Consider the following 21,868-nt stretch of genomic DNA (forward strand, 5'->3'; position numbering starts at 1 on the left):
GCCTGCGGTCAGGCCCTGCTGCTACAGCAGCAGGGTTTCAATATCTCGCCAGTTTTCCACGCGACGGTAGCCCGTAACCAGAACGGTTGTGTGGCGCAGAATAGAGAAGGCCTTCCCCGCAGAAATTGACGAAGTTAAACGCATTGTCGTCGATCATATAATCGGCATTGATAATACTTTTGTTGCCGCAGAACACAATATTGCTTGGTCTGATATCAGGGAAATGCGTCTTCAGCCACTGAAATTTGGCGTTAAACGAGGTCGGGACCTCCATTGCGGCGGTGGTAATAAAAATCTCGTACCGCTCGCTCAGCCGGGCAATCACCCGCTGGCTGTCTTCGATAACGTCGAGGTCAGCAAAAAATGTCGGGTCGCCAACCAGCTCGAAAATCTCACCCAGCTTGTCAGGATCCTCCTGATGCAGCCTGAACAGATTCAGCTCATCGAGCGTCAGCTGCTGAGAGAAATGGCTGTTCCATGTTTTTACCATTTTAGGATGAAAGTCAGCGATAACCTCATCCATATCGATAGCAATGCGTTGCATAATCACTCCATGACTTCTTGTTGTTAAGCCCCGCATGATAACAAAAAAGCCCATCGCGTAAAGGCGACGGGCTTCATTTACATCCTCAATGCGCTGAAATTCAGGCCAGTTCCAGCACCCCTTCCTGCGGTTCAAAGCGCAGGCTTAGCATATCCAGCCGTTCAACCCGTATCCAGTGCAGCACATCACGGATAATGGGGTGGGTGAGTTCGGTAATGGTAAACGCCAGCGCCCGACACCGATCGCAAAAAAGCGGTCAATATCTACTTGCGCGCATCCGGCCTGACCAAATCAAAGCGTAGCGCCTCGCTGATGCCGTAATAGGCGCTTGGGCCGCCGGCACGCAGGATCGGTTCGGCCTTCGCCGTCTGATAGATACCGTCGACCAGCAGCTCATCATCAATATGAATCGCCACCACTTCGCCCAGCACCAGCCAGGTCGGGATCTGTTCACCGTCGGCACTCTGCAACTGAATGCACTGCGACAGGCGGCACTCAAAATTGACCGGGCTTTCCGCCACCATGCTGACATTCACCTGCGTGGCAGGGACAGCCGTCAGACCGGCATAAGTGAACTCATCTTCGCCGTGCGGCAGCGAGGCTGAGCTTTCATTCATCGGCACCGCCAGCGGGCGGGTCGCGAGGTTCCAGACAAATTCGCCGGTCTCCTGGATATTGGCCACGCTGTCTTTCCAGCCGCTGCTGGCGAAGCCGACGATCGGCGGGCGGTAGTTAAAGCAGTTAAAGAAGCTGTAGGGCGCCAGATTGCGCTGCCCGCTGGCGTTTTGCGAACTGATCCAGCCAATCGGGCGCGGGCCGATAATCGCATTCAGCGGATCGTGCGGCAGGCCGTGGCCCAGCTTCGGTTGATAGGAATAGCGTGTACGTGACATAAAACCTCCCTGAAAAAATTGTGTAACGCGGAAAAATGGCGTCAGTGGTTTACCATTATTACCACAGCAGGTATCTTACGCGCCTGCCGATAAGAGAGCCGCCAATGAAAACCCCCGTCGAAAAAAATGTGCTTCACCCGCGTAACCGCCACAGCGGCCGCTATGATTTCGCTGCGCTGATTGCCAGCCATCCCCCGCTGGCACCGTTTGTGGCGGTCAACAACTGGGGCAGCGAGTCAATCGACTTCGCCAACCCGGACGCGGTGAAGGCGCTGAATCAGGCGCTGCTGCACCATTTTTACGGCATCGCCCACTGGGATATCCCACCGGGTTTTCTCTGCCCGCCGGTGCCGGGGCGCGCTGACTACATCCACCACCTGGCCGACCTGCTGGCGGAAGATAACCGCCGCGTGGTGCCGCGTGAAATTAACGTGCTGGACGTCGGCTGCGGCGCCAACCTGATCTACCCGCTGATTGGCCACAGTGAATACCAGTGGCGCTTTACCGGCAGCGAAGTGAACGAGCAGGCGATGGCCGGCGCTAACGGCATTATTGCCGCGAATCCGGGCCTGAATCGCGCTATCCGTCTGCGCCGCCAGAAAGACCCCAAAGCGATCTTCAACGGCGTGATCCACAAAAGTGACTTCTATCAGGCCACGCTGTGTAACCCGCCGTTCCACGCCTCGGCGGAAGAGGCGCATCAGGGCAGCCAGCGTAAGCTGCGCAACCTCGGCCTGGACCGTAAATCCCCGCTCAACTTCGGCGGCCAGCAGGACGAACTGTGGTGCGAAGGTGGCGAAGTGGCCTTTATCCTGCGCATGATCGAGGAGAGCGTCAGCTTTGCCCGCCAGTGCGTGTGGTTCACCACGCTGGTATCGCGCAAAGAGCACCTGCCGGAGCTGTGGCGTGCGCTGGAGGAGGCCGACGTCGCCGCCGTGCGCACCATTGATATGGCGCAGGGGCAGAAGCAGAGCCGCTTTATTGCCTGGACTTTTATGGAACAGCCACAGCGCACTAAGTTACTCAGCAAATAATGCCTTACTCCGGTGCCGTCAGTGCTTGATAACTGGCGGCACCTTCAATATCGACCCCGCTCTGCATCACCTGCACCGTCTGGTGCGGTGCCTTAATGCCTGCCTTATCAAAGTGCTTCTTCACCATGCCATCCAGCGCGAAACGCACCGTCCACTGCTTCAGTGGTTGAGTAGTAAACGACACGCGCACGGTAAATGACTGATTGGTCAGCCCGACCAGCCCGGCAAATGACGGCTCGCCGATCACCATACCGCGAATGCTCTCGTCTTCCAGCAGCTCCTTCACCGCCGCCTGCAGCGTGGCGTTCACCTTTTCAGCCTCTTCACGACGGTCAACATCATAGTTGGCGACAAACGAACCGATGCCGCGCACGAAGTTGGCAAAGGTGGTAATCGAAGACCACGGGATAATATGGTAAGCCCCGGTATCCTGACGCACGCCGACCGAGCGGATAGACATGCGCTCCACGGTGCCGGTGATGGCGCCAATGGTCACCAGATCGCCGGTATTCATGCCATTCTCGAACTGGATAAAGATGCCGGTAATAATATCCTTCACCAGCGTCTGCGAACCAAACGACACGGCCAGGCCCAGCGCCCCGGCCCCTGCCAGCAGCGGGGCGATATTCACGCCAATCTCCGACAGCAGGATCATGATGGTGATGGTACTGATAATTACCGCCAGCGCATTACGGAACAGCGTCAGCAGGGTACGCGCGCGGGCGCTCGGCATCGGCCGCCCGTGCGAGTCAGACGCCAGCCGGCTTTCGATCATGCTGGCCAGCAGCGTCCAGCCCACGGCGGAGAAGAACAGGATCACCACGATGCGGATCAGAATATCCACCAGCTTCTCGCCCGCGCCGACCGTCAGCCAGTGCCACAGATCAAACAGGTTCCAGGCATTAAGCAGCAGCAGGGTGACGGCAAACACGGTGATCACGCGCGCCAGCTTGAGCATTGCCGACACCCAACCGTTGACCCGGCTTTGCAGCTCGGGGTAGTTACGCCGCAGCTCCGGGGAGAGCACGATAGTTTTGCCAATCCAGCGCGTCAGCATGCCGGAAACCAGCGCGCCGATGCCGACAATCGCCAGCGAGCGCACTGTGGCGGCCATCATAAACTGCAGGCTGTCGCCAGGGTTGAACATTGAAAACAGGAACAGCGCAATAAAGTAGGCGCTCGCCAGCCAGTGCCACACCAGCGCAAACGCACGGATAAACAGCGCAAAGAAAGAGAGCGAGCGGTCTGCCAGACGCGCCAGCGCCTGCTGGATATTGCGCCGGTTATGGAAAATCAGATACAGCGCCCACAGGGTGATCAGCCCCATGATCGCCACGTTAACCAGCGCTGCAACCTGCACGTTCACCTGATTCGCCACAATCGGCACAATCACCAGCAGGCCATAACCAATCAGCCCGCTCAACCAGCTCAGGCGCGTATTCCAGTAGTGAGCGCGGCCGTCGGAGAGGTGGAAGAAGCGCAGCTCGGGAAAGCGCGGGCAGAACATCAGGCGCAGGATGGCCTTGAAGAATTCAATGAGCGCAAAGGCGTTAAGGAACAGCCCCTGCTGATAGGCGATGGTGCGGCTCCCGGCATTCATATTGTCACTGAGGATCTGCCCGACGACCAGCGCCAGCGCCAGCAGCAGCAGGTCGATGATAAAGGCCGCGGCAATCATCCCCGGCAGGTGCAGCCAGCTGCGGCGGTCGGCATTCTTCTGCCGCCCCCACGCGCCCATGCGGCGGTACAGCGGGGAGACCGCCCAGCGCACCAGCCAGTAGAACGTAAATAGCGCGCCCGCCAGCATGGCGAAATGGCTCAGGGCGTTGAAAAATGTCTGATGATTAAAGGGCTTATGCGGGGCATTAACGATGCTGCTGTGCAGCTGCTGCAGGCGTGAGGCAAACTCGGCGCCAAAGTGGCGGCTGACGTCGGTGACGCCCTGCAACACGGTTTTATCTTCATCCTCTTTCGGGGGCGTGAGCACCGGCGCTTTGCCCGATGGCTGCGCGGCAGCGGCGTTTCGCAACTGTGCAATAAGCTCCTGGCGCGACGGGTCGTCAGCGAGAATATTTGCCAGCGCAGCATAGGCGGCTTTTTTATCATTAAGATCCGGCTCGGACTGATTATCGCTGTTCTGCTGGGAGTGTGAAGCGGCAACGGCGGCGGCGGGCAGGCTGACGGCCTGTGACTGCGGCACACCGATAAACAGCAGCAGCAGCAATGTGATACGCAGCGTGCTGGCGAATCCTGTCATCCTCTTCTCCTCGGGTAGCGCAAAGCAGAAAAGTATAGACCCTGATTATCGGGTGGGGGAGGAAGAGGGCATTTTGCGATAAATTGAAAGCAGGGGCAGCGGGCGCCGCCCCTGAACAGATTACGACACGTGCTGCAGGAACTCACGCAGACGGTCGCTTGGCGGGTTGCTGATCAACTCGTCAGGATTACCATCCTCGGCGATGCGGCCCTTATCGATAAAGATCAGGCGCGAAGCCACTTTCTGGGCGAAGCCCACTTCGTGCGTGACGATCACCATCGTCATGCCTTCTTCGGCGAGGTCCTGCATCACTTTCAGCACCTCGTGGCGCAGCTCCGGGTCGAGGGCCGAGGTTGGCTCATCAAACAGCATCATCTTCGGTTTAACCGCCAGCGCACGGGCAATCGCCACGCGCTGCTGCTGACCACCGGAAAGCTCGGAAGGGAAGTGGTTGGCGCGCTCGGCCAGCCCGACTTTGCCCAACAGCTCACGCGCCAGGCGCTGGGCTTCGGCTTTCTTCGTGCCGCGCACGCGGATAGGGCCAAAGGCGACGTTATCCAGCGCGCTCATCTGTGGGAACAGATGGAACTGCTGGAATACCATCCCGGCTTCCTGACGGATCAGGCGGTCATCAACTTTTGGATCGTTAACCTTTTTGCCATCGACGATCAGATCGCCGCTGGTGATCTCTTCCAGCTTGTTAATGCAGCGCAGCAGCGTAGATTTACCGGAGCCGGATGGCCCGATAATCACCACCACTTCACCCTGATTGATTTTCAGATCGATGTTGTGCAGCACCTGGGTAGCACCGAAGTGCTTGGATACGTTTTTAAATTCAATCACAGGATTTTCATCCTTCTCTCAAGGCGACGCAGAACAAAGCTCAGCACCAGCGTAATAATCAGATAAATAACGGCAACGGCGCTCCAGATCTCCAGCGCGCGGAAGTTACCGGCAATAATTTCCTGGCCCTGACGGGTCAGTTCCGCCACGCCAATGACGATAAACAGCGAGGTGTCTTTGATGCTGACAATCCACTGGTTACCCAGCGGTGGCAGCATGCGGCGCAGCGCCAGCGGCATAATCACGTAGCGCAGCGTCTCGCGGCTGGAGAGGCCCAGTGCCAGACCGGCTTCACGGAAGCCACGGTTGATCGACAGCACCGCACCACGGGTAATTTCCGCGATGTAGGCGCCGGAGTTGATCATGATCGTGACCACTGCAGCGGTCAACGCATCGATTCTGAAGTCAGGCAGTGCCATAGGCAGAGCAAAATAGATAAACATCACCTGCACCACAATCGGGGTGCCACGGATCAGCTCGATAAAGACCAGCGCGATGTTACGTGAAATCCAGCCACCGTAAGCGCGGGCAAAGCCAGCGGCCAGGCCGATAATCACGCCGCCCAGCAGGCCCAGGACCGAAATCCACAGGGTCATTTTGGCGCCTTCAAGCAGGATTGGAATAGCAGGCCAGATGGCGCTCCAGTCAAACTGCATGTTAATTCTCCGGATCTAAAACCATTTTTGTTGAAGTGGAAAAAACGCAGAGGCAGAAATCCCGTTCTCTGCGTTTAAGCTAAAAGCTGTTTTTATAATTATTTAGGTTCGCTGCCGAACCATTTTTTGTACAGTGTGTTGTAAGTGCCGTTGTCGCGCAGCGTTTTCAGCGCGCCGTTCACTTTTTCACGCAGGTCGTCGCTGCCTTTCGGGAACGCGATACCGTACTGCTGTGCTTCAATAGAGTCACCGACGGTTTTGAACTTACCTTTACCAGCGGTATGGATGTAATAGAGGATATTTGGCGTATCGTGCAGCACGCCGTCAGCACGGCCAATACCGAGCTCCATATAGGCGTTGTCAATGTTCGGGAACTGACTCAGCTCTTTGGTTTTGATGTGCTCTTTTGCGTAATCAACCGAACCGGTGCCGCTTTTCACTGCCAGCACTTTGCCTTCCATGTCTTTGATGCTTTTCACTTTGTCGTTATCGGCACGCACCATCAACAGCAGGCCGCTTTTGTAATAACCGTCGGAGAATTCGATCGCTTTCTTACGTTCGTCAGTAATGGTGATACCGGCCAGCGCAAGGTCAACATTACGGGTTTGCAGTGCAGGAATAATGCCGCTGAAATCCATTGGCTTCAGGGTGTATTCCATATTCAGCTGCTTCGCGATGGCATCCCACAGGTCGATGTCGAAACCGACATACTTGTCACCCTGTTTGAATTCAAAAGGGACGAAAGCGGTGTCGGTAGCAACGACCAGCTTTTTGTCGGCGGCTGTGGAAGACATAGCAAATGCCAGCGTCAGCGCGGCAAGTGAAACCTTAAAAATTGACTTCATCATTTTATCCTTATCGCTTTTCAGGAAAGGTCTTTCCCAATTAAATGCCCGCAGCCCTATGGAAGAATCGTGCCAGGTTTGCAATGACGATGAAAAACAGCGGGTTAATTGCGATTTTTCTTAAAGCAGCTGATACGATTCAGGCTGTTGCACTCTTTTGGTGCCTTATTTTGGTGCGTGATGTTTTTTGTGGTGCAGGGCAGTTTTAACAAATTATCGGATAAAGACAACAGATAATGTCGCACGGTAACAATTTATTGCTATGGAGTTCTGATTTTTAACCTGAAAAGGGGGGAGAAGCGCTCAATTTGCCGGGCAGCTGCTGTGAGCGGTGGGTAAAAAAAAAGCAGCTGACGCGGCAGCTGCTTTGGGGTTCAGGGTTTCCAAAAGCTGCGCCGGACAGGGCGCAGTAACGGAATTATTCGATGTTAGATTCGATAAACCACAGGAACTTATCGAGGTCGCGAGAGGCCGCGGTGAAGATATCGGCGGTGTCTTCATCCGGCACTTCGCTAATCGCTTTGCGCGTATCGTTAGCAACCACTGCGTAGCGGTCAGCCAGCGCTTTCAGGTGATCCTGCACGCTGTGAATATTCAGCGGGTAGCTTTTCAGCGGAGTTTTATCCTTCACGATCTGCACTGTGCCCAGCGCCACGCCACCTAACTGCACCACACGTTCTGCAATGGTATCCTGGTGCTCGGTAATTGCGGTGCGGAATCCATCCAGCATCTCATGCACGCCGATAAAGTTCGCGCCACGCATGTTCCAGTGCGCCTGCTTGGTGATCAGCGACAGATCGATAAACTCGGTAACCAGACGATTAAGCACCTCGATAGTGGCTTTTTTCTCGTCTTCAGCCACGTCGTTACGGGTGTAAATCAGATCGGAAGATTTTGCTTTGACCAGTTTAGCGGTACTCATATTAATATCCTCTTAATAGCCAGGTTGTCCTAAATACGGGATTAAGTATAGCACCGCTTTTAAGGCCTGCTCGGAAGTTAGCGCCTATTGATGGGATAGCAGCACGCTGTTGACTAAATAAACGTAAACAGGTCCTTTTTTAAATAAGGATAAGAATGATTTTCATTGTTATTCTGGTTTTATCTTGCTGTTTTATAATGATTTTAATTTAATTTGCGTTATTGGGGTTATTTTTTAATTGAAAGGATAACAAAATATGTCAGAGAGGAGTAATTAACCTTTTATTCACCTGAGGGTATTTTGTTATTAACTAATAAGATAATTCTCACCCGACAGCGATTATACCAGCAGGTGAGAACCGTTTATTCTCTTAGCTCACTGACCGGGTCGATTTTTTGCTTCGACGGGCGCATGGTCAGGGTAGAGCCCGCCGAGGCGGCAATGATAGCCAGCAGCGCCAGCCACTGTACCAGGCTCAGAACCTCACCCAAAAACAGCATGCCCGAAATGGCCGCCATCGCCGGTTCCAGGCTCATTAACGTCCCGAACGTTTTAGCCGGCAGGCGCGTCAGGGCCACCATTTCCAGCGAGTAGGGCAGGGCGCTGGAGAGCACGGCTATCGCCAGGCCAATCGGAATTAAAGAGAGCGTCCAGACCCCGGGGTTGGCATAAATCAGCCCGAGCGGAACAAACACCAGTGAACCAATCAGCGACCCCGCCGCGACGGTGGCTGGTCCGTGCTGACTGCCCGCCCGCTGCCCGGCAAGGATATACAGCGCCCACAGTGCGCCCGCGGTGAGGGCCAGCAACGCCCCTTGTGGATCAACACTTCCGATGTCGTGGCCGATTGGCAGTAAGAAGTAAAGGCCGACCACCGCCAGCGCCACCCAGATAAAATCCAGCGGTCGGCGCGAACCCATCAGCGCCAGCACCAGCGGACCGGTGAACTCCAGCGCCACGGCAATGCCGAGGGGAACGGTGCGGATCGCCAGATAAAAGCTATAATTCATCCCGCCGAGCGCCAGACCATAGATTGCCAGCGGTACCAGCTGGCTGCGGCTGAATCGCAGGCGCCAGGGTTTGAAAATCAGGCACAGTATCAGGGTGCCCAGCCCAAGTCGCAGCGCAGTGATACCCGGCGCGCCCACGGTCGGAAACAGGGTTTTCGCCAGCGCGGCGCCTCCCTGAATCGAAGTCATTGCAATGATGAGTACCAGAACCGGTAACCAGACAGCGTGCTTTGCATGAGTTAAGGACATCCTGTATTCCAGCCTTTGTTGATCCGTGACATGAAAATGACGGCCTCAGTGTACTGTAAGGCGAAAAAAAACGCTGTGAGCGGGCAAAAAAATTGTCAGGAAAGGGTGAAAATAGGGCCATTCTGGTAAAGAAATGTCAAAATCAATTAGGAATTATCTCAATGAACCTTTTTTTACAGTGATAATTGCCCGGCAGGATTTGGTGATAATCATAAGTAAAAAGAATGACATACATTGCATCATTAACTTTCTGTTACACCAAACTTTTCATTAGACAATGAAATCAGGGCAGAGTTTCTTGCTGTTTTTTGTTATATTTTCAGCGTTGTCAGGAGAGAAGTACTTTCACATTTGAGGTGGTTTATGAAAAAAATTGCATGTCTTTCAGCACTGGCTTGCGTTCTGGCAGTATCTGCTGGTTCAGCAATGGCAAAAAGCACCGTTTCTGCTGGTTATGCGCAGAGCGACTATCAGGGCGTTGCTAACAAAGCTAACGGCTTCAACCTGAAGTACCGCTACGAAAACGGCAGCGATGCTCTGGGCTACATCGGCTCTTTCACTTACACAGAGAAAGATCGTACTGACGCAGGCGACTACATCAAGGGCCAGTACTACGGCATCACTGGTGGTCCAGCTTACCGTTTGAACGACTGGGCAAGCATCTACGGCGTTGTAGGTATCGGCTACGGTAAATACCAGTACAACGAACCAAACCGTGAAAAATCTGATTCAAGCGACGTAGGTTTCTCCTACGGTGCTGGCCTGCAGTTCAACCCAATCCAGGACATCGCTCTGGACGTGGGCTACGAGCAGAGCCGTATCCGCAGCGTTGACGTTGGCACCTGGACTGCTGGCGTAGGTTACAGCTTCTAAGTTGTCACCGCCAGAACCGTTTACCGGTTCAGCGCTGAAGAATCCGCCCCAAGGGGCGGATTTTTTTTTCTATTTTCCGAACGGATCCTGCTGAAGCTGGCTGAACGGCAGGCGCTGAAGCTTGAAGTTGGTCACTTCAATCGGCGGCGCTTTATCAGCGGAAACAAACCGATAGCCCGGCGCAATTTCCCGCGCCTGGATGCCGCTCCACTGGGAGAACAGCAGCAGGAAATCATTTGCCGAACGTGCAGCAGGGATCAGCTGGTGTCGGCTGTCGTCGCTGGAAGTGATAAACAGCGGTACCTCAAAATTCTGGCGATACTTATCGTCATGAGTCAGATACTCATTGCGCGTCCCTTTCTCCTTCAGTGCCAGCCCGTGATCGGAAAAATAGATCAGGGAGAAGCTCAGGCCGCTGCTGTGCAGCTGTTGCCACAGCTGCTGCAGAAAACCGTCGGTCTGGGTGATGCTGTAGAGATAACAGGAGGTTTCCAGCGAGTGCAGGCGTTCTACGTAACGGCCGCGCGTGCGGTCGCAGGCTTTCGGATGCGAGCCAACCAGGTGATAAACCAGCAGGCGCGGGCGATCCACCGGGCGGGCAAGCGCCTCAGGGGTGTACTTCAGCAGGTCCTCATCGCGCGTGGCTTTATCCGCTTCGAAATCCCCATCTTTCAAAAAGTGCACCGTTTTTGCCCGGCGGGCAATGCTGGCAATCGGGGTATCGAACTGGCCAATTTGCCCCTGGTTGGAGAGCCACCAGGTATCGAATCCGGCGCGGTTAGCCAGCGTAATAATATTGTTCTGATATTCCGGCTTACCGCCCACGACCTGAGTCAACGTCAGGCCGAGAGACTTTTGCGTGGATGAGGCCGCAGCGCTGTAGTGGGTGAAAAACTGCCCGTTGAGCTGGCTGGCGAACGGCGTGTTGTCCCAGCGGCCACCGAACGCGCCCAGCGCATCGCGGCGGGCGCTTTCACCGATCACCACCACGTAGATCTGCTGGTGCGGCTTTACCGCGGTCACGTGCCAGTCATCTTTCAGCGTTGCCAGCTGGTTCATGCGGTCGATCTCTTTGTCGACCGACAACTTGCTCTCCACGGTGTCTTTAACGAAGCGCGCCAGCGGAATACCGGTGTCTTTCAGGTTGAACACGCCGCCGGTCATCTGGTTGAGCAGCGGCTGGGTCAGCCATGCCACCACGACAAATGCCAGGCAGGCGCTCTCCTTATGGCTCCAGCCTTGCGCTGGCATCGGTTTACGCCATAGCGCGACGAGACCCAGCGCCAGAATAGCCAGCCCAATCAGATAGTCGTGCAGCGGGAAGATGGCCAGGATCTCACTGGTTTCTTCAGCGTTAGTGGCGTGCAGTGACAGTAGGGTATTGAAGTTCGGCGGGCCATAAACCTGGCCAAATGGGTAGTAAAATCCGGCAAGCAGCGCAGCGATAGCAATCAGGCACTTCTGCGCTCTGGGCGCAACTGCTGCCAGCAGCATCAGCAGCGCGCAAAATGCCAGGCTGTAAAGGCCGCTAAGCGGGTAGCCAAAAGACAGATTGATCAGGACGGACAACAGCAGATACAGCCCAATATACGGGCTAAGCCACGCACGGTAACGCACCGCCGTCGCAGTTTTAATTAAGGTCAGGTTCATTATGGGTTCTTATCAGGTCATTCCAAAGCGGCCGCTTCGATGCACACCGAAGCCACTGACTGCCGATACAGCTCGTAAGACATCAGAAGATAAGGAGGAGGGGGGGGCCCGACTGCCTGCACTCTTTACGAAAGGCTGGCAAGATAATCGCTGTTTTGAATAAAGGCAACCAGCAATATCAATACGTTCTGTGAAGCAGCAAACAAAATAGTGAAGGGCAGCGTCTGCGGGTTTTAAGAAGCCTGGGGACCAGGCTTCGGATGCGTCAACATTTCCAGCAGCATTAAGCGCAGCGTAAACGGCGAGCGGCTAAATAATTTCAGGATTAGGGGTAATTTCATCTGATGGCCCTCCGGTCAGTCAGGATATGAGTGAATTATCTACAGGTATAGCACAGGCTATAACTCTTAACCAGTGCTATTACGCTAAATTTTGTGCTTCTCAGTGGTTCGTTTACAATGTGCCACCAATGACCGCTGCGGCAGGGTTATAGTCGTAGTGGATAAGAACAAGAGGAAGCTGAATGAGTCGTCGCGCAAAAGTTGCAGTGCCCGCGCCACTGAAAGATATCGAAGAGCATGTCGAAGGCTTCCGCCAGGTACGTGAAGCACATCGTCGTGAGCTGATCGATGACTATGTTGAACTCATCTCAGATTTGATTCGGGAGTTTGGCGAAGCTCGCCAGGTCGATATGGCCGCCCGCCTGGGCGTGTCACAGCCCACCGTGGCAAAAATGCTTAAGCGCCTTGCTACCGTAGGCCTGGTAGAACAGGTGCCTTATCGCGGCGTCTTTTTGACGCCGGAAGGTGAAACGCTGGCTGAAGAGAGCCGCGAACGCCATCATATCGTCGAATCTTTCCTGCTGGCCTTAGGCATCAGCCCGGATACGGCGCGCCGCGATGCGGAAGGTATCGAACATCACGTCAGCGATGAGACGCTGGCAATATTCCAAAAATTCAGCGAAAGCCGTCAATAACGCCAGGTGCGCCAGCATGACCTCACTGCTCAGACCTTTTTTGCACGATCGATTTCTGCATTTGTTAGTGGTTCTGGGCCTGCTGCTGGCCTGCTTCGTTCCTTTTAAACTGGCCGAACTGCCGCGTGCCGTTGACTGGCCTACCATGGTGACCCTGTGCGGCCTGCTGATGCTGACCAAAGGCATCGAAGCCAGCGGCTATTTCGATGTGCTGGGGCGCCGACTGGTGCAGGGCTTTCACCATCAGCGCCAGCTGGCGCTGTTTCTGGTTGCTGCCGCCGCGCTGCTGTCCACCTTTCTGACCAATGACGTGGCACTGTTTATCCTGGTGCCGCTGACCTTATCGCTGCGCAAATACTCCGCACTGCCGATTGCCCGGCTGATCATCTTTGAAGCGCTGGCGGTCAACGCCGGTTCGCTGCTGACGCCGATCGGTAACCCGCAAAACATCCTGTTATGGCGCCACGGCGAGCTGGGATTCGCCGGTTTTATCTGGCAGATGCTGCCGCTGGCAGCGTGGCTGGTGCTGAGCCTGCTGCTGCTGACCGCTATCTGTTTCCCGCCAAAGAGAATCGAGCGCCATGCCGGGCAGGAAGACGCTTCCTGGCAACGCCGGCTGCTGGTGGCAAGCGCGCTGCTCTATGTGCTGTTTATCGTGGCACTGGAGCTGGATGTGGCTGCCTGGGGACTGCTGCTGGTGTTTGTCAGCTTCCTGCTGCTGTCGCGCCGCATCCTGCTCAGCATCGACTGGAGCCTGCTGGTGGTGTTTATCGCCATGTTTATTGACGTGTTCCTGCTCACCCGCCTGCCGGTGCTGCAGAGCGCATTAGCCTCCGTGGGGCAGCTCTCCCACGGCGGGCAATATCTGCTGGCCGCCGGGCTGTCGCAGGTTATCAGCAACGTACCGGCCACCATCTTGCTGCTTAGCAGTCTGCCGCCTTCTCTGCTGCTGGCCTGGGCGGTCAATATCGGTGGCTTCGGGCTGCTGCCGGGTTCGCTGGCGAATCTGATTGCGCTGCGTATGGCGAAAGATCGCACTATCTGGTGGCACTTCCACCTCTACTCTCTGCCGATGCTGGCCTGGGCGCTGGCGAGTGGATGGATTCTGCTTATGGTAATTCGTGCGGCCTGACCTCAGGCAAATCTGTATTCGTCAAGAAAGCCTGGCATTTGTCAATTTAGCCTCTATCGTTATAGAGGCTTTGCTCCGTAATTGTGCCCCAGTCCTTCGGACCACGATCCACTGCGGGACACAGCCTTGCGTAGATAATTGCGGCTACGGTTTCGTACCGCCTTTTGATTGATGGATATTATGGCTAATCAGACACCTTCCGTTCCCGATGATGAAAACCAGCAGCAAAATGACCACCCGCAGGACGATGAGACACCGCGCAAAAGCCCCGGCAAGAAGCCACTGATTATTCTGGCGGTGGTCGTGGTGGTGATGGTTATCGTCGCGCTGTTCTTCTGGCTCACCACCCGCAATATCGAAACCACTGACGATGCCTTCACCGAGGCGGACGCAGTGACCATTGCCCCGAAAGCATCGGGCTATGTCACCGAGCTGAAGGTGAAGGATAACCAGCGGGTGAAGAAGGGCGATCTGCTGGTGGTGATAGACCCGCGTGACGCCACTGCCCAGCGCGAACAGGCGCAGGCGCAGCTCGGTCTGGCACAGGCGCAGCTGCATCAGGCGCAGGCGCAGTTAGCGCTGGCCCGCGTGCAGTATCCGGCGCAGAAAGACCAGGCGCTGGCACAGCAGGCGCGTGCGCAGGCTAACTATAATAACGCCCAGGAAGACTATAAACGTCAGCGCGGCGTTGACCCGCGTGCCACCTCGCAGCGCAATATCGATGCCGCCAGCGCGCAGCTGCGCAGCGCCCGTGCCGAGCTGACGAACGCCCAGGCCCAGGTGGAAGTGGCCTCGCAGGTGGCATTGCAGATCCGCCAGCAGGAAACCAACGTCGAAGCGCGTCAGAGCCAGGTAGAACAGGCGCAGGCGCAGCTGAATACCGCCAATCTCAACCTCTCTTACACCGAAGTGCGCGCGCCGTATGATGGCTTCGTCACTAAGCGTAACGTGCAGGTCGGCACGCTGGTGCAGGCCGGTTCTTCGCTATTCTCGCTGGTCTCTGCCGATACCTGGATTGTGGCAAACTTCAAAGAGTCGCAGCTGGCACGCATGAAGCCGGGTGATAAAGTGGAGATCGGCATCGACGCCTGGCCGGACATGAAAGTGGAAGGGCACGTCGACAGCGTACAGATGGGCTCCGGCTCACGCTTCTCGGCCTTCCCGTCTGAAAATGCCACCGGCAACTACGTGAAAATCGTGCAGCGCGTGCCGGTGAAAATTGTGATTGATAAGGGACTGGATGCCAGTCATCCGCTGCCGATTGGCCTGTCGGTTGAACCGAAGGTGACGGTGGAATGAGTTCCGGCCAGAGCTGGAAACCAGCCAGTAACCCGTGGCTGGTCGCGATGACCGTGACGCTGGCGGTGTTCATGGAGATCCTCGACACCACCATCGTCAACGTGGCGCTGCCGCATGTGGCAGGTTCGCTGTCGGCCAGCTATGACGAATCAACCTGGGTGCTGACCTCGTACCTGGTGGCGAACGGCATCGTGCTGCCGATCTCGGCGTTCCTCAGCCGACTGCTCGGGCGCAAGCAGTTCTTCCTGATCTGCATTGTGATGTTCACCGTCTGCTCGTTCCTCTGCGGCATCGCCACCGAGCTGTGGCAGATCATCCTGTTCCGCGTGCTGCAGGGCTTCTTCGGCGGCGGCTTACAGCCGGTGCAGCAGTCGGTCTTGCTTGACTATTTCAAGCCTGCCGACCGGGGTAAAGCGTTTGGCCTGTCATCGATCGCGGTGATCGTTGCGCCGGTGCTCGGCCCGACGCTCGGCGGCTGGATCACCGATAACTACAGCTGGCGCTGGGTGTTCTTTATCAACATCCCGGTCGGTATTCTTAGCGTGCTGGCGATCTACCAGCTGCTGGAAGATCCGCCGTGGGAGCGGAAATGGGCCAAAGGCAAGCTGCGCGTCGACTATATCGGCATCAGCCTGATTACCCTCGGCCTCGGCTGTCTGCAGGTGATGATGGATCGCGGCGAAGATGAAGACTGGTTCCAGTCGAGCTTCATTGTCACCTTTGCCCTGCTGGCGCTGACCGGCATTGTCGGGGCGATCTACTGGCTGCTGTATGCCAAAAAACCGGTGGTTGACCTGCACGTGCTGAAGGATAAAAACTTCGCGGTTGCCAGCCTGCTGATGGCGGGCATGGCGGCGATCCTCTACGGCAGTTCGGTGGTGATCCCGCAGCTGGCGCAGCAGGATCTGGGCTATACCGCCACGCTCTCAGGGCTGGTGCTGTCGCCCGGTGCGGTGCTGATCGTGCTGTCGATCCCGCTGGTGCTGAAGCTGATGCCGATTATCCAGACGCGCTGGCTGATTGCCTTCGGCTTTACGCTGCTATGCGTGTCGTTTATCTACTCGGCCACGCTCACCCCGAATATTGATTTCACCACGCTGGTGTTGATGCGCAGCTTCCAGACTATCGGGCTGGGCTTCCTGTTCGTGCCGCTCACCACCATCGCCTTTGTCACCATTCCGCAAAAGCTGAATGCGGATGCCTCGGCGCTGTTCACGATGTTCCGCAACGTTGCCGGATCGATCGGTATTTCGCTCTCCACCGCGATGATCACCGAACGCTCGCAGGCGCGCAGTGCGGAGATGGTGCATAACATGACCCCGCTCAATGAGCCGTTTAACCTGGCGGTTGAACGCTGGGCGCAGGGCGTCAGGGACTTTGCGCATACGGTCGGTGACCCGGTGACTATCGCCACCGGCCAGCTCTATCAGCAGATGATCGTGCAGTCGCGGTTCCTCGCCTATATCGATGTGTTTATGGGGCTGAGCCTCCTCGCCCTGGTTCTCATTCCATTTTGTTTACTGCTGGCGCCAATCAAAAGCGAGGGCAGTGCAGGTGCACACTGACATGAACGTTTCTTCCATTTTTATGCGCTCGCGTAGCGCGCTGCTGGTCGCGGCAACGCTGGCGCTCGGCGCCTGTGCGGTGGGGCCAGATTACCAGGCGCCGAAGCCGGTTACGCCGGGCAGTTTTAACAGCATGCAGTCTGAAGGCGGTTCTCGACCGCTGGCGGCATCCACTAACCCCAACTGGTGGAAATCGTTTAACGATCCGCAGCTCGACAGCCTGATCGAGCGGGCGATAAAAGGTAACCTCAGTCTGCAACAGGCGGTGCTGCGCATTGCCGGGGCACGTCAGCAGCTGAATCAGGCGCGCGGCGCGTGGGCACCGTCGGTAAACGGTAATGCGCGCTTTACCCGCCAGCAGCTGGGGATCAAGGGTGAGCTGGAGTCCGAAGGGGTTTATGACCAGCTTGACCAGGCCAATACGGAGACCGATCTGCGTCCGGCGCTCGACAGCCTGTCAAAACCTGTCGGGTTATATCAGGGCAGCTTCGATGCCTCGTGGGAGCTGGATCTGTGGGGCAAAGTGCGCCGCCAGGTTGAGATGGCCGACGCGCAGCAGCAGCAGTCGGTGGAAAATCGCAACGATGCGCTGGTGTCGTTAGAAGCGGAAGTGGCGCGCGCCTACCTGCAACTGCGCGGCGCACAGGCCATTACGCAGACGCTGCAAACCCAGATTGACGTGGCGCAGCAGACGCTGGAATTGACGCAGAGCCAGCAGAAAAACGGCCTGGCGCCGCAGACCGACGTGGAGAATGCCCGCGCCCAGCTGAACTCCCTGCGCGCACAATTGCCGCAGTATCAGGCTCAAATTCATCAGGCGATGAACGGGCTGGCGGTACTGACCGGCAGAGTACCCGGCGCGCTGGATAGCGAGCTGATGGCAAGCAAACCGCTGCCTGCGCTGCCTAAAGCGGTGCCGGTTGGCGTGCCGTCACAGCTGGCACGCCGCCGCCCGGACGTGCGCCAGGCGGAAGCCAGCCTGCACGCAGCAACGGCCAATATTGGCGTGTCGGTGGCGGAGCTGTTCCCCAGCCTGTCGCTGACCGGACAATTTGGCATGCGCAACAGCGATGCCAGCTATCTGGATAACTGGAGCAGCCACTTCTACAGCTTTGGTCCGTCGGTCACTATCCCAATTTTCCAGGGAGGGCGGCTGGTCTCCAGCGTCAAGCTGGCACGCGCGCAGCAGGCCAGCGCGGCGCTGGGCTACCGCCAGACGGTGCTGACTGCACTGCAGGATGTAGAGAATGCGCTGGTCAGCTACCGCAGCGATCAGCAGCAGGTTGAGGGGCTGGACGATACGGTGGATGCCTTGCAGAACACCTTCAAGCTCGCCAGCGACAGCTACGGTCAGGGGCTGTCGACGTTTATCGAAGCGTTGGACGCGCAGCGCCAGCTGGCGCAGGCGCAGCAGCAGGCCGAACAGGCGAGGGTGCAGAGCAGTCTCGATCTTGTCGCGCTATATAAAGCACTGGGCGGGGGCTGGGAAGCGTATCAGGACGTCGATCTGCCGCAGTATTCGGTGTTCGGCCCGGCGGAAAATCCGTAACCCCATTCCCGTAGGGGCGAGGCACGCCTCGCCCGGCTTTTTTCGGTCGGGCATGCCTCGTCTCTGCGGGACAAAACATCGTCCGGCTAACCTGCTTAAATCCCCTTCTTTGACGCTTAATTAAGTGGCTTATTTTTATCCGCCACTGATGGCTTCCTGTCTTTTCTGATTACAAATGAAACGAAAATCCATAATGAAACATGAGATGAAACGTTCTCAAATTATCCTTGCCGCGCGTAGCTCCCATAAATACAACAGAATTAAGCTAATAATGTCTAATCGATCGCGTTAACGCTGGAATAGCGAGATGTGCACCTCAAAATTTAATTTTCATTGTTGTTTGAAATGAAAAATATGATCTAAATTAAGCTCAGAGGCGGTGAACGGGTAAAATTCATGATGAGTCATCCCTCTTTTCCCAACTCAACCAGGTCGATGAGAGGTCACTGTAGTCACCATGGCAAAAGAACAATATATCACCCCCAACCGGGCGTCTGGGCCTAACAGCACCACCAAAACGGAACCCTTTGTAAAGGTGATTGCGGTGGTTGCCACCCTTGGGGGATTACTTTTCGGTTACGACACCGGCGTTATCTCCGGCGCGCTGCTGTTTATGGGCGACGAGTTACACCTGACGCCATTCACCACCGGGCTGGTCACCAGCTCACTGCTGTTCGGTGCGGCTTTTGGCGCACTGTTCTCCGGGCACTTCGCTGCCGCGCAAGGGCGTAAGAAAATCATTATCGTGCTGGCGATTATCTTCGCCATCGGCGCGATGGGCACCGCGCTGGCGCCGAATGTTGAGTGGATGATTTTCTTCCGTCTTATCCTCGGCGTGGCGGTAGGGGGGGCATCGGCGACCGTGCCGGTGTATATCGCCGAAATTGCCCCGGCCAATAAGCGCGGGCAGCTGGTAACTATTCAGGAGTTGATGATCGTCTCCGGCCAGATGCTGGCGTATATCTCTAACGCGGGGTTCAACGCTGCGTGGGGCGGTCATGAGACCTGGCGCTGGATGCTTGCCGTGGCCACCATTCCTGCGGTGCTGCTGTGGTTTGGCATGATGTTTATGCCGGATACGCCGCGCTGGTACGCCATGCAGGGGAGGTTGGCCGAGGCGCGCCGCGTGCTGGAGCGTACCCGCGCCAAAGAGGATGTGGAGTGGGAGCTGGAAGAGATCGCCGAAACGCTGGAGGAAGAGGACAGGCAGCAGACGCGCGCCAGCGTGCAGGAGCTGAAGAAACCCTGGCTGTTTAAACTGTTTATGATTGGCGTGGGCGTGGCGGTTATTCAGCAGACCTCAGGCGTCAACACCATCATGTACTACGCGCCCACCATGCTGAAGGCGGTGGGGATGAGTACCGATGCGGCGCTGTTTGCCACCATCGCCAATGGGGCAATCTCGGTGCTGATGACCTTTGTCGGTATCTGGCTGCTGGGCAAAATCGGCCGCCGTACCATGGTGAAAATCGGCCAGTTTGGCTGCACCGCCTGCCTGTTCTTCATCGGCGCCGTCAGCTACTTTATGCCGGAAACGGTCAACGGCCAGGTCGACGTGCTGCGCAGCTATATGGTGCTGTTAGGCATGCTGATGTTCCTCAGCTTCCAGCAGGGCGCGCTCTCACCGGTGACCTGGCTGCTGCTGTCGGAAATCTTCCCAACGCGCCTGCGCGGCGTCTTTATGGGCGGGGCGGTGTTCGCCATGTGGATTGCTAACTTCCTTATCTCGCTGGCTTTCCCGATGCTGCTGGCCAGCGTCGGCCTGTCGGGTGCCTTCTTTATTTTCGGTCTGATTGGCATCTGCGGTGCGGTGTTTGTCATTAAATGCATTCCTGAAACCCGCAACCGCAGCCTGGAACAGATTGAACACTACCTGCGTGACTGGCTGAGCAGCGATGAAGAAAGTGCGGTAGTGAGCGCGACAAAACGTAAAGCGGAGAACCATTAATTGCCGACGGGCCTGTGCTGGCTGGCCCGCTCTGCTGCTTGCAGTGCAGCGTTAACCGCAGGCTAACGCTGCTGATGTGAACTGAACTCAGCACCCTGTTAACTGGTCGATGAGAGGTCACTAAAGTCACTATGGCAAAAGAACACTATATCACCCCCAATCGGGCCTCCGGGCCTAATAGCAGCAGCAGAACCGAGCCATTCGTCAAAGTGATTGCGGCGGTAGCCACGCTGGGCGGCCTGCTGTTTGGCTACGATACCGGCGTTATCTCCGGCGCGCTGCTGTTTATGGGCGACGAATTACACCTGACGCCATTTACCACCGGGCTGGTCACCAGCTCACTGCTGTTCGGTGCCGCTTTTGGCGCACTGATCTCCGGCCACTTCGCTAACAGCGCCGGACGTAAGAAAATCATCATCACTCTGGCGATTATCTTTGCACTTGGCTCCATCGGTACCGCGCTGGCGCCGGACGTGGAGTGGATGATTTTCTTCCGTCTGATCCTCGGCGTGGCGGTCGGTGGCGCATCGGCAACCGTGCCGGTCTACATCGCGGAAATTGCCCCGGCTAACAAACGCGGGCAGCTGGTCACCATTCAGGAGCTGATGATTGTTAGCGGCCAGCTGCTGGCCTATATCTCGAATGCGGGCTTTAACGCAGCCTGGGGCGGGGATGAAAGCTGGCGCTGGATGCTGGCGGTAGCCACCATGCCCGCCGTGCTGCTGTGGTTCGGCATGATGTTTATGCCGGACACGCCGCGCTGGTATGCAATGCAGGGGCGTCTGGCGCAAGCGCGCCGCGTGCTGGAGCGCACCCGCGCGAAAGAGGATGTTGACTGGGAGATGGCAGAGATCGAGGAGACGCTGGCCGAAGAGGAGAATCAGGGAAAACCCGGCCTGCGCGACCTCGCGAAGCCGTGGCTGATGAAGCTGCTGCTTATCGGCATTGGTATCGCCGTGATCAATCAGACCTCAGGGGTGAATACCATCATGTACTACGCGCCGACCATGCTGAAGGCCACCGGCATGAGTACCAACGCGGCGCTGTTTGCCACTATCGCTAACGGCGTGGTATCGGTGACGATGGTCTGCGTAGGCATCTGGCTGCTGGGGAAAATGGGCCGCCGTACCATGACGCTGATCGGCCAGTTCGGCTGTACTTTCAGCCTGCTGTTTATCGCGGCGGTCAGCTTCTTTATGCCGGAAACGGTCAACGGCCAGGTCGATGTGCTGCGCGGCTACCTGGTGCTGCTCGGCATGCTGATGTTCCTCAGCTTCCAGCAGGGCTTCCTGTCGCCGGCGACCTGGCTGCTGCTGTCGGAGATCTTTCCAACGCGCCTGCGCGGAATGTTTATGGGCAGCGCGATCTTCGCGATGTGGATCGCCAACTTCCTGATCTCGCTGGCGTTCCCGATGCTGCTGGCCAGCGTTGGCCTCTCCGGCGCCTTCCTGATCTTTGCGCTGATCGGCATCATCTCCGGCATCTTTGTTATCAAGTGCATTCCGGAAACCCGCAACCGCAGCCTGGAGCAGATTGAGCACTATCTGCATGACTGGCTGAGTGACGAGGTGGACACGCCGCCGCTGCCCGTGCCTGAACGTAAAGCAGAAATTCACTAATCCA

18 protein-coding genes and 1 pseudogene are annotated in these 21,868 nt (G+C 56.7%); 10 read left to right on the plus strand and 9 right to left on the minus strand.

Annotated features, from left to right (window positions below):
- Positions 1–21 precede the first annotated feature (21 nt).
- Positions 22–544: pseudogene (locus ACLI4M_RS16865) on the minus strand (5' nucleotidase, NT5C type).
- Between the two features lie 263 nt (positions 545–807).
- Positions 808–1,437 (minus strand): flavin reductase family protein, encoded by a 630-nt coding sequence (locus ACLI4M_RS16870; RefSeq protein WP_133624112.1) that lies wholly within the window; start codon positions 1,435–1,437, stop codon positions 808–810.
- Positions 1,438–1,541: 104 nt separating this feature from the next.
- Between ACLI4M_RS16870 and rlmF the strand changes: the two genes are divergently transcribed.
- A complete protein-coding gene (gene rlmF, locus ACLI4M_RS16875) occupies positions 1,542–2,471 on the plus strand; it encodes a 23S rRNA (adenine(1618)-N(6))-methyltransferase RlmF (RefSeq protein ID WP_166643188.1) in 930 nt (309 codons plus the stop codon).
- A gap of 4 nt (positions 2,472–2,475) precedes the next feature.
- Here rlmF and ybiO read toward each other — a convergent pair whose 3' ends face one another.
- From ybiO to glnH, 4 genes are all read right to left on the minus strand, one after another.
- Positions 2,476–4,728 carry a mechanosensitive channel protein gene (gene ybiO, locus ACLI4M_RS16880; protein ID WP_133624110.1) on the minus strand — a complete coding sequence of 751 codons (2,253 nt, stop codon included), beginning with the start codon at positions 4,726–4,728 and terminating at the stop codon, positions 2,476–2,478.
- A gap of 120 nt (positions 4,729–4,848) precedes the next feature.
- Positions 4,849–5,571: a glutamine ABC transporter ATP-binding protein GlnQ gene (gene glnQ, locus ACLI4M_RS16885; RefSeq protein WP_048916611.1), complete on the minus strand. Its 723-nt coding sequence runs from the start codon at positions 5,569–5,571 to the stop codon at positions 4,849–4,851.
- Complete coding sequence (gene glnP / locus ACLI4M_RS16890) at positions 5,568–6,227, minus strand: glutamine ABC transporter permease GlnP (RefSeq protein ID WP_048916610.1); 660 nt, start codon at positions 6,225–6,227, stop codon at positions 5,568–5,570. Before glnP ends, glnQ begins: the two co-directional genes overlap by 4 nt.
- Positions 6,228–6,325: 98 nt before the next feature.
- Positions 6,326–7,072, minus strand: coding sequence for a glutamine ABC transporter substrate-binding protein GlnH (glnH, locus tag ACLI4M_RS16895; protein ID WP_048916609.1), 747 nt, complete (start codon positions 7,070–7,072; stop codon positions 6,326–6,328).
- An 83-nt stretch (positions 7,073–7,155) separates the two neighbouring features.
- On the opposite strand from glnH, the gene ACLI4M_RS16900 reads away from it, so the two are divergent.
- Positions 7,156–7,281, plus strand: coding sequence for a hypothetical protein (locus tag ACLI4M_RS16900; protein WP_290369425.1), 126 nt, complete (start codon positions 7,156–7,158; stop codon positions 7,279–7,281).
- A gap of 209 nt (positions 7,282–7,490) precedes the next feature.
- Here the strand turns inward: ACLI4M_RS16900 and dps are convergent, their stop codons facing one another.
- Complete coding sequence (dps, locus tag ACLI4M_RS16905) at positions 7,491–7,994, minus strand: DNA starvation/stationary phase protection protein Dps (protein WP_048916608.1); 504 nt, start codon at positions 7,992–7,994, stop codon at positions 7,491–7,493.
- 362 nt (positions 7,995–8,356) lie between these two features.
- Entirely contained in the window at positions 8,357–9,253 is an 897-nt protein-coding gene (gene rhtA / locus ACLI4M_RS16910) for a threonine/homoserine exporter RhtA (protein ID WP_133624109.1), read from the minus strand.
- A 363-nt stretch (positions 9,254–9,616) separates the two neighbouring features.
- Here rhtA and ompX point away from each other — a divergent pair, with 363 nt between their 5' ends.
- Positions 9,617–10,126 carry an outer membrane protein OmpX gene (ompX, locus tag ACLI4M_RS16915; RefSeq protein WP_048916606.1) on the plus strand — a complete coding sequence of 170 codons (510 nt, stop codon included), beginning with the start codon at positions 9,617–9,619 and terminating at the stop codon, positions 10,124–10,126.
- Positions 10,127–10,195: 69 nt separating this feature from the next.
- Here the strand turns inward: ompX and ACLI4M_RS16920 are convergent, their stop codons facing one another.
- Entirely contained in the window at positions 10,196–11,776 is a 1,581-nt protein-coding gene (locus ACLI4M_RS16920; RefSeq protein ID WP_133624108.1) for a phosphoethanolamine transferase, read from the minus strand.
- Between the two features lie 523 nt (positions 11,777–12,299).
- On the opposite strand from ACLI4M_RS16920, the gene mntR reads away from it, so the two are divergent.
- The 7 genes from mntR (at position 12,300) to ACLI4M_RS16955 (ending at position 21,864) form a co-directional block, all read left to right on the plus strand.
- Complete coding sequence (gene mntR, locus ACLI4M_RS16925; protein WP_048916604.1) at positions 12,300–12,752, plus strand: manganese-binding transcriptional regulator MntR; 453 nt, start codon at positions 12,300–12,302, stop codon at positions 12,750–12,752.
- A 16-nt stretch (positions 12,753–12,768) separates the two neighbouring features.
- Complete coding sequence (locus tag ACLI4M_RS16930; protein WP_133624107.1) at positions 12,769–13,884, plus strand: SLC13 family permease; 1,116 nt, start codon at positions 12,769–12,771, stop codon at positions 13,882–13,884.
- A gap of 171 nt (positions 13,885–14,055) precedes the next feature.
- Positions 14,056–15,183 (plus strand): HlyD family secretion protein, encoded by a 1,128-nt coding sequence (locus ACLI4M_RS16935; RefSeq protein ID WP_133624106.1) that lies wholly within the window; start codon positions 14,056–14,058, stop codon positions 15,181–15,183.
- Positions 15,180–16,748, plus strand: a complete 1,569-nt coding sequence (locus ACLI4M_RS16940) for a DHA2 family efflux MFS transporter permease subunit (RefSeq protein WP_048916601.1) — start codon at positions 15,180–15,182, stop codon at positions 16,746–16,748. The genes ACLI4M_RS16935 and ACLI4M_RS16940 overlap by 4 nt, the downstream gene beginning before the upstream one ends.
- A 1-nt stretch (position 16,749) precedes the next feature.
- Positions 16,750–18,297, plus strand: coding sequence for an efflux transporter outer membrane subunit (locus ACLI4M_RS16945; protein ID WP_133624105.1), 1,548 nt, complete (start codon positions 16,750–16,752; stop codon positions 18,295–18,297).
- Between the two features lie 457 nt (positions 18,298–18,754).
- Positions 18,755–20,245: a sugar porter family MFS transporter gene (locus tag ACLI4M_RS16950; RefSeq protein ID WP_133624104.1), complete on the plus strand. Its 1,491-nt coding sequence runs from the start codon at positions 18,755–18,757 to the stop codon at positions 20,243–20,245.
- 131 nt (positions 20,246–20,376) lie between these two features.
- Complete coding sequence (locus ACLI4M_RS16955; RefSeq protein ID WP_133624103.1) at positions 20,377–21,864, plus strand: sugar porter family MFS transporter; 1,488 nt, start codon at positions 20,377–20,379, stop codon at positions 21,862–21,864.
- Positions 21,865–21,868: the final 4 nt, after the last annotated feature.

It is taken from the genome of Erwinia sp. LJJL01 (genome assembly GCF_047300805.2).
Lineage (GTDB): Bacteria > Pseudomonadota > Gammaproteobacteria > Enterobacterales > Enterobacteriaceae > Erwinia > Erwinia aphidicola.

What these genes read in the sequence shown, in the direction of transcription:
- dps (WP_048916608.1), bottom strand. Translation starts at nt 7,994, where the DNA reads ATGAGTACCGCTAAACTGGTCAAAGCAAAATCTTCCGATCTGATTTAC.
- ACLI4M_RS16935 (WP_133624106.1), top strand. Translation starts at nt 14,056, where the DNA reads ATGGATATTATGGCTAATCAGACACCTTCCGTTCCCGATGATGAAAAC.
- ompX (WP_048916606.1), top strand. Translation starts at nt 9,617, where the DNA reads ATGAAAAAAATTGCATGTCTTTCAGCACTGGCTTGCGTTCTGGCAGTA.
- ACLI4M_RS16900 (WP_290369425.1), top strand. Translation starts at nt 7,156, where the DNA reads ATGACGATGAAAAACAGCGGGTTAATTGCGATTTTTCTTAAAGCAGCT.
- ACLI4M_RS16930 (WP_133624107.1), top strand. Translation starts at nt 12,769, where the DNA reads ATGACCTCACTGCTCAGACCTTTTTTGCACGATCGATTTCTGCATTTG.
- glnH (WP_048916609.1), bottom strand. Translation starts at nt 7,072, where the DNA reads ATGAAGTCAATTTTTAAGGTTTCACTTGCCGCGCTGACGCTGGCATTT.
- rlmF (WP_166643188.1), top strand. Translation starts at nt 1,542, where the DNA reads ATGAAAACCCCCGTCGAAAAAAATGTGCTTCACCCGCGTAACCGCCAC.
- ACLI4M_RS16950 (WP_133624104.1), top strand. Translation starts at nt 18,755, where the DNA reads ATGGCAAAAGAACAATATATCACCCCCAACCGGGCGTCTGGGCCTAAC.
- rhtA (WP_133624109.1), bottom strand. Translation starts at nt 9,253, where the DNA reads ATGTCCTTAACTCATGCAAAGCACGCTGTCTGGTTACCGGTTCTGGTA.
- ybiO (WP_133624110.1), bottom strand. Translation starts at nt 4,728, where the DNA reads ATGACAGGATTCGCCAGCACGCTGCGTATCACATTGCTGCTGCTGCTG.
- ACLI4M_RS16945 (WP_133624105.1), top strand. Translation starts at nt 16,750, where the DNA reads ATGAACGTTTCTTCCATTTTTATGCGCTCGCGTAGCGCGCTGCTGGTC.
- ACLI4M_RS16870 (WP_133624112.1), bottom strand. Translation starts at nt 1,437, where the DNA reads ATGTCACGTACACGCTATTCCTATCAACCGAAGCTGGGCCACGGCCTG.
- glnP (WP_048916610.1), bottom strand. Translation starts at nt 6,227, where the DNA reads ATGCAGTTTGACTGGAGCGCCATCTGGCCTGCTATTCCAATCCTGCTT.
- ACLI4M_RS16920 (WP_133624108.1), bottom strand. Translation starts at nt 11,776, where the DNA reads ATGAACCTGACCTTAATTAAAACTGCGACGGCGGTGCGTTACCGTGCG.
- ACLI4M_RS16940 (WP_048916601.1), top strand. Translation starts at nt 15,180, where the DNA reads ATGAGTTCCGGCCAGAGCTGGAAACCAGCCAGTAACCCGTGGCTGGTC.
- mntR (WP_048916604.1), top strand. Translation starts at nt 12,300, where the DNA reads ATGAGTCGTCGCGCAAAAGTTGCAGTGCCCGCGCCACTGAAAGATATC.
- ACLI4M_RS16955 (WP_133624103.1), top strand. Translation starts at nt 20,377, where the DNA reads ATGGCAAAAGAACACTATATCACCCCCAATCGGGCCTCCGGGCCTAAT.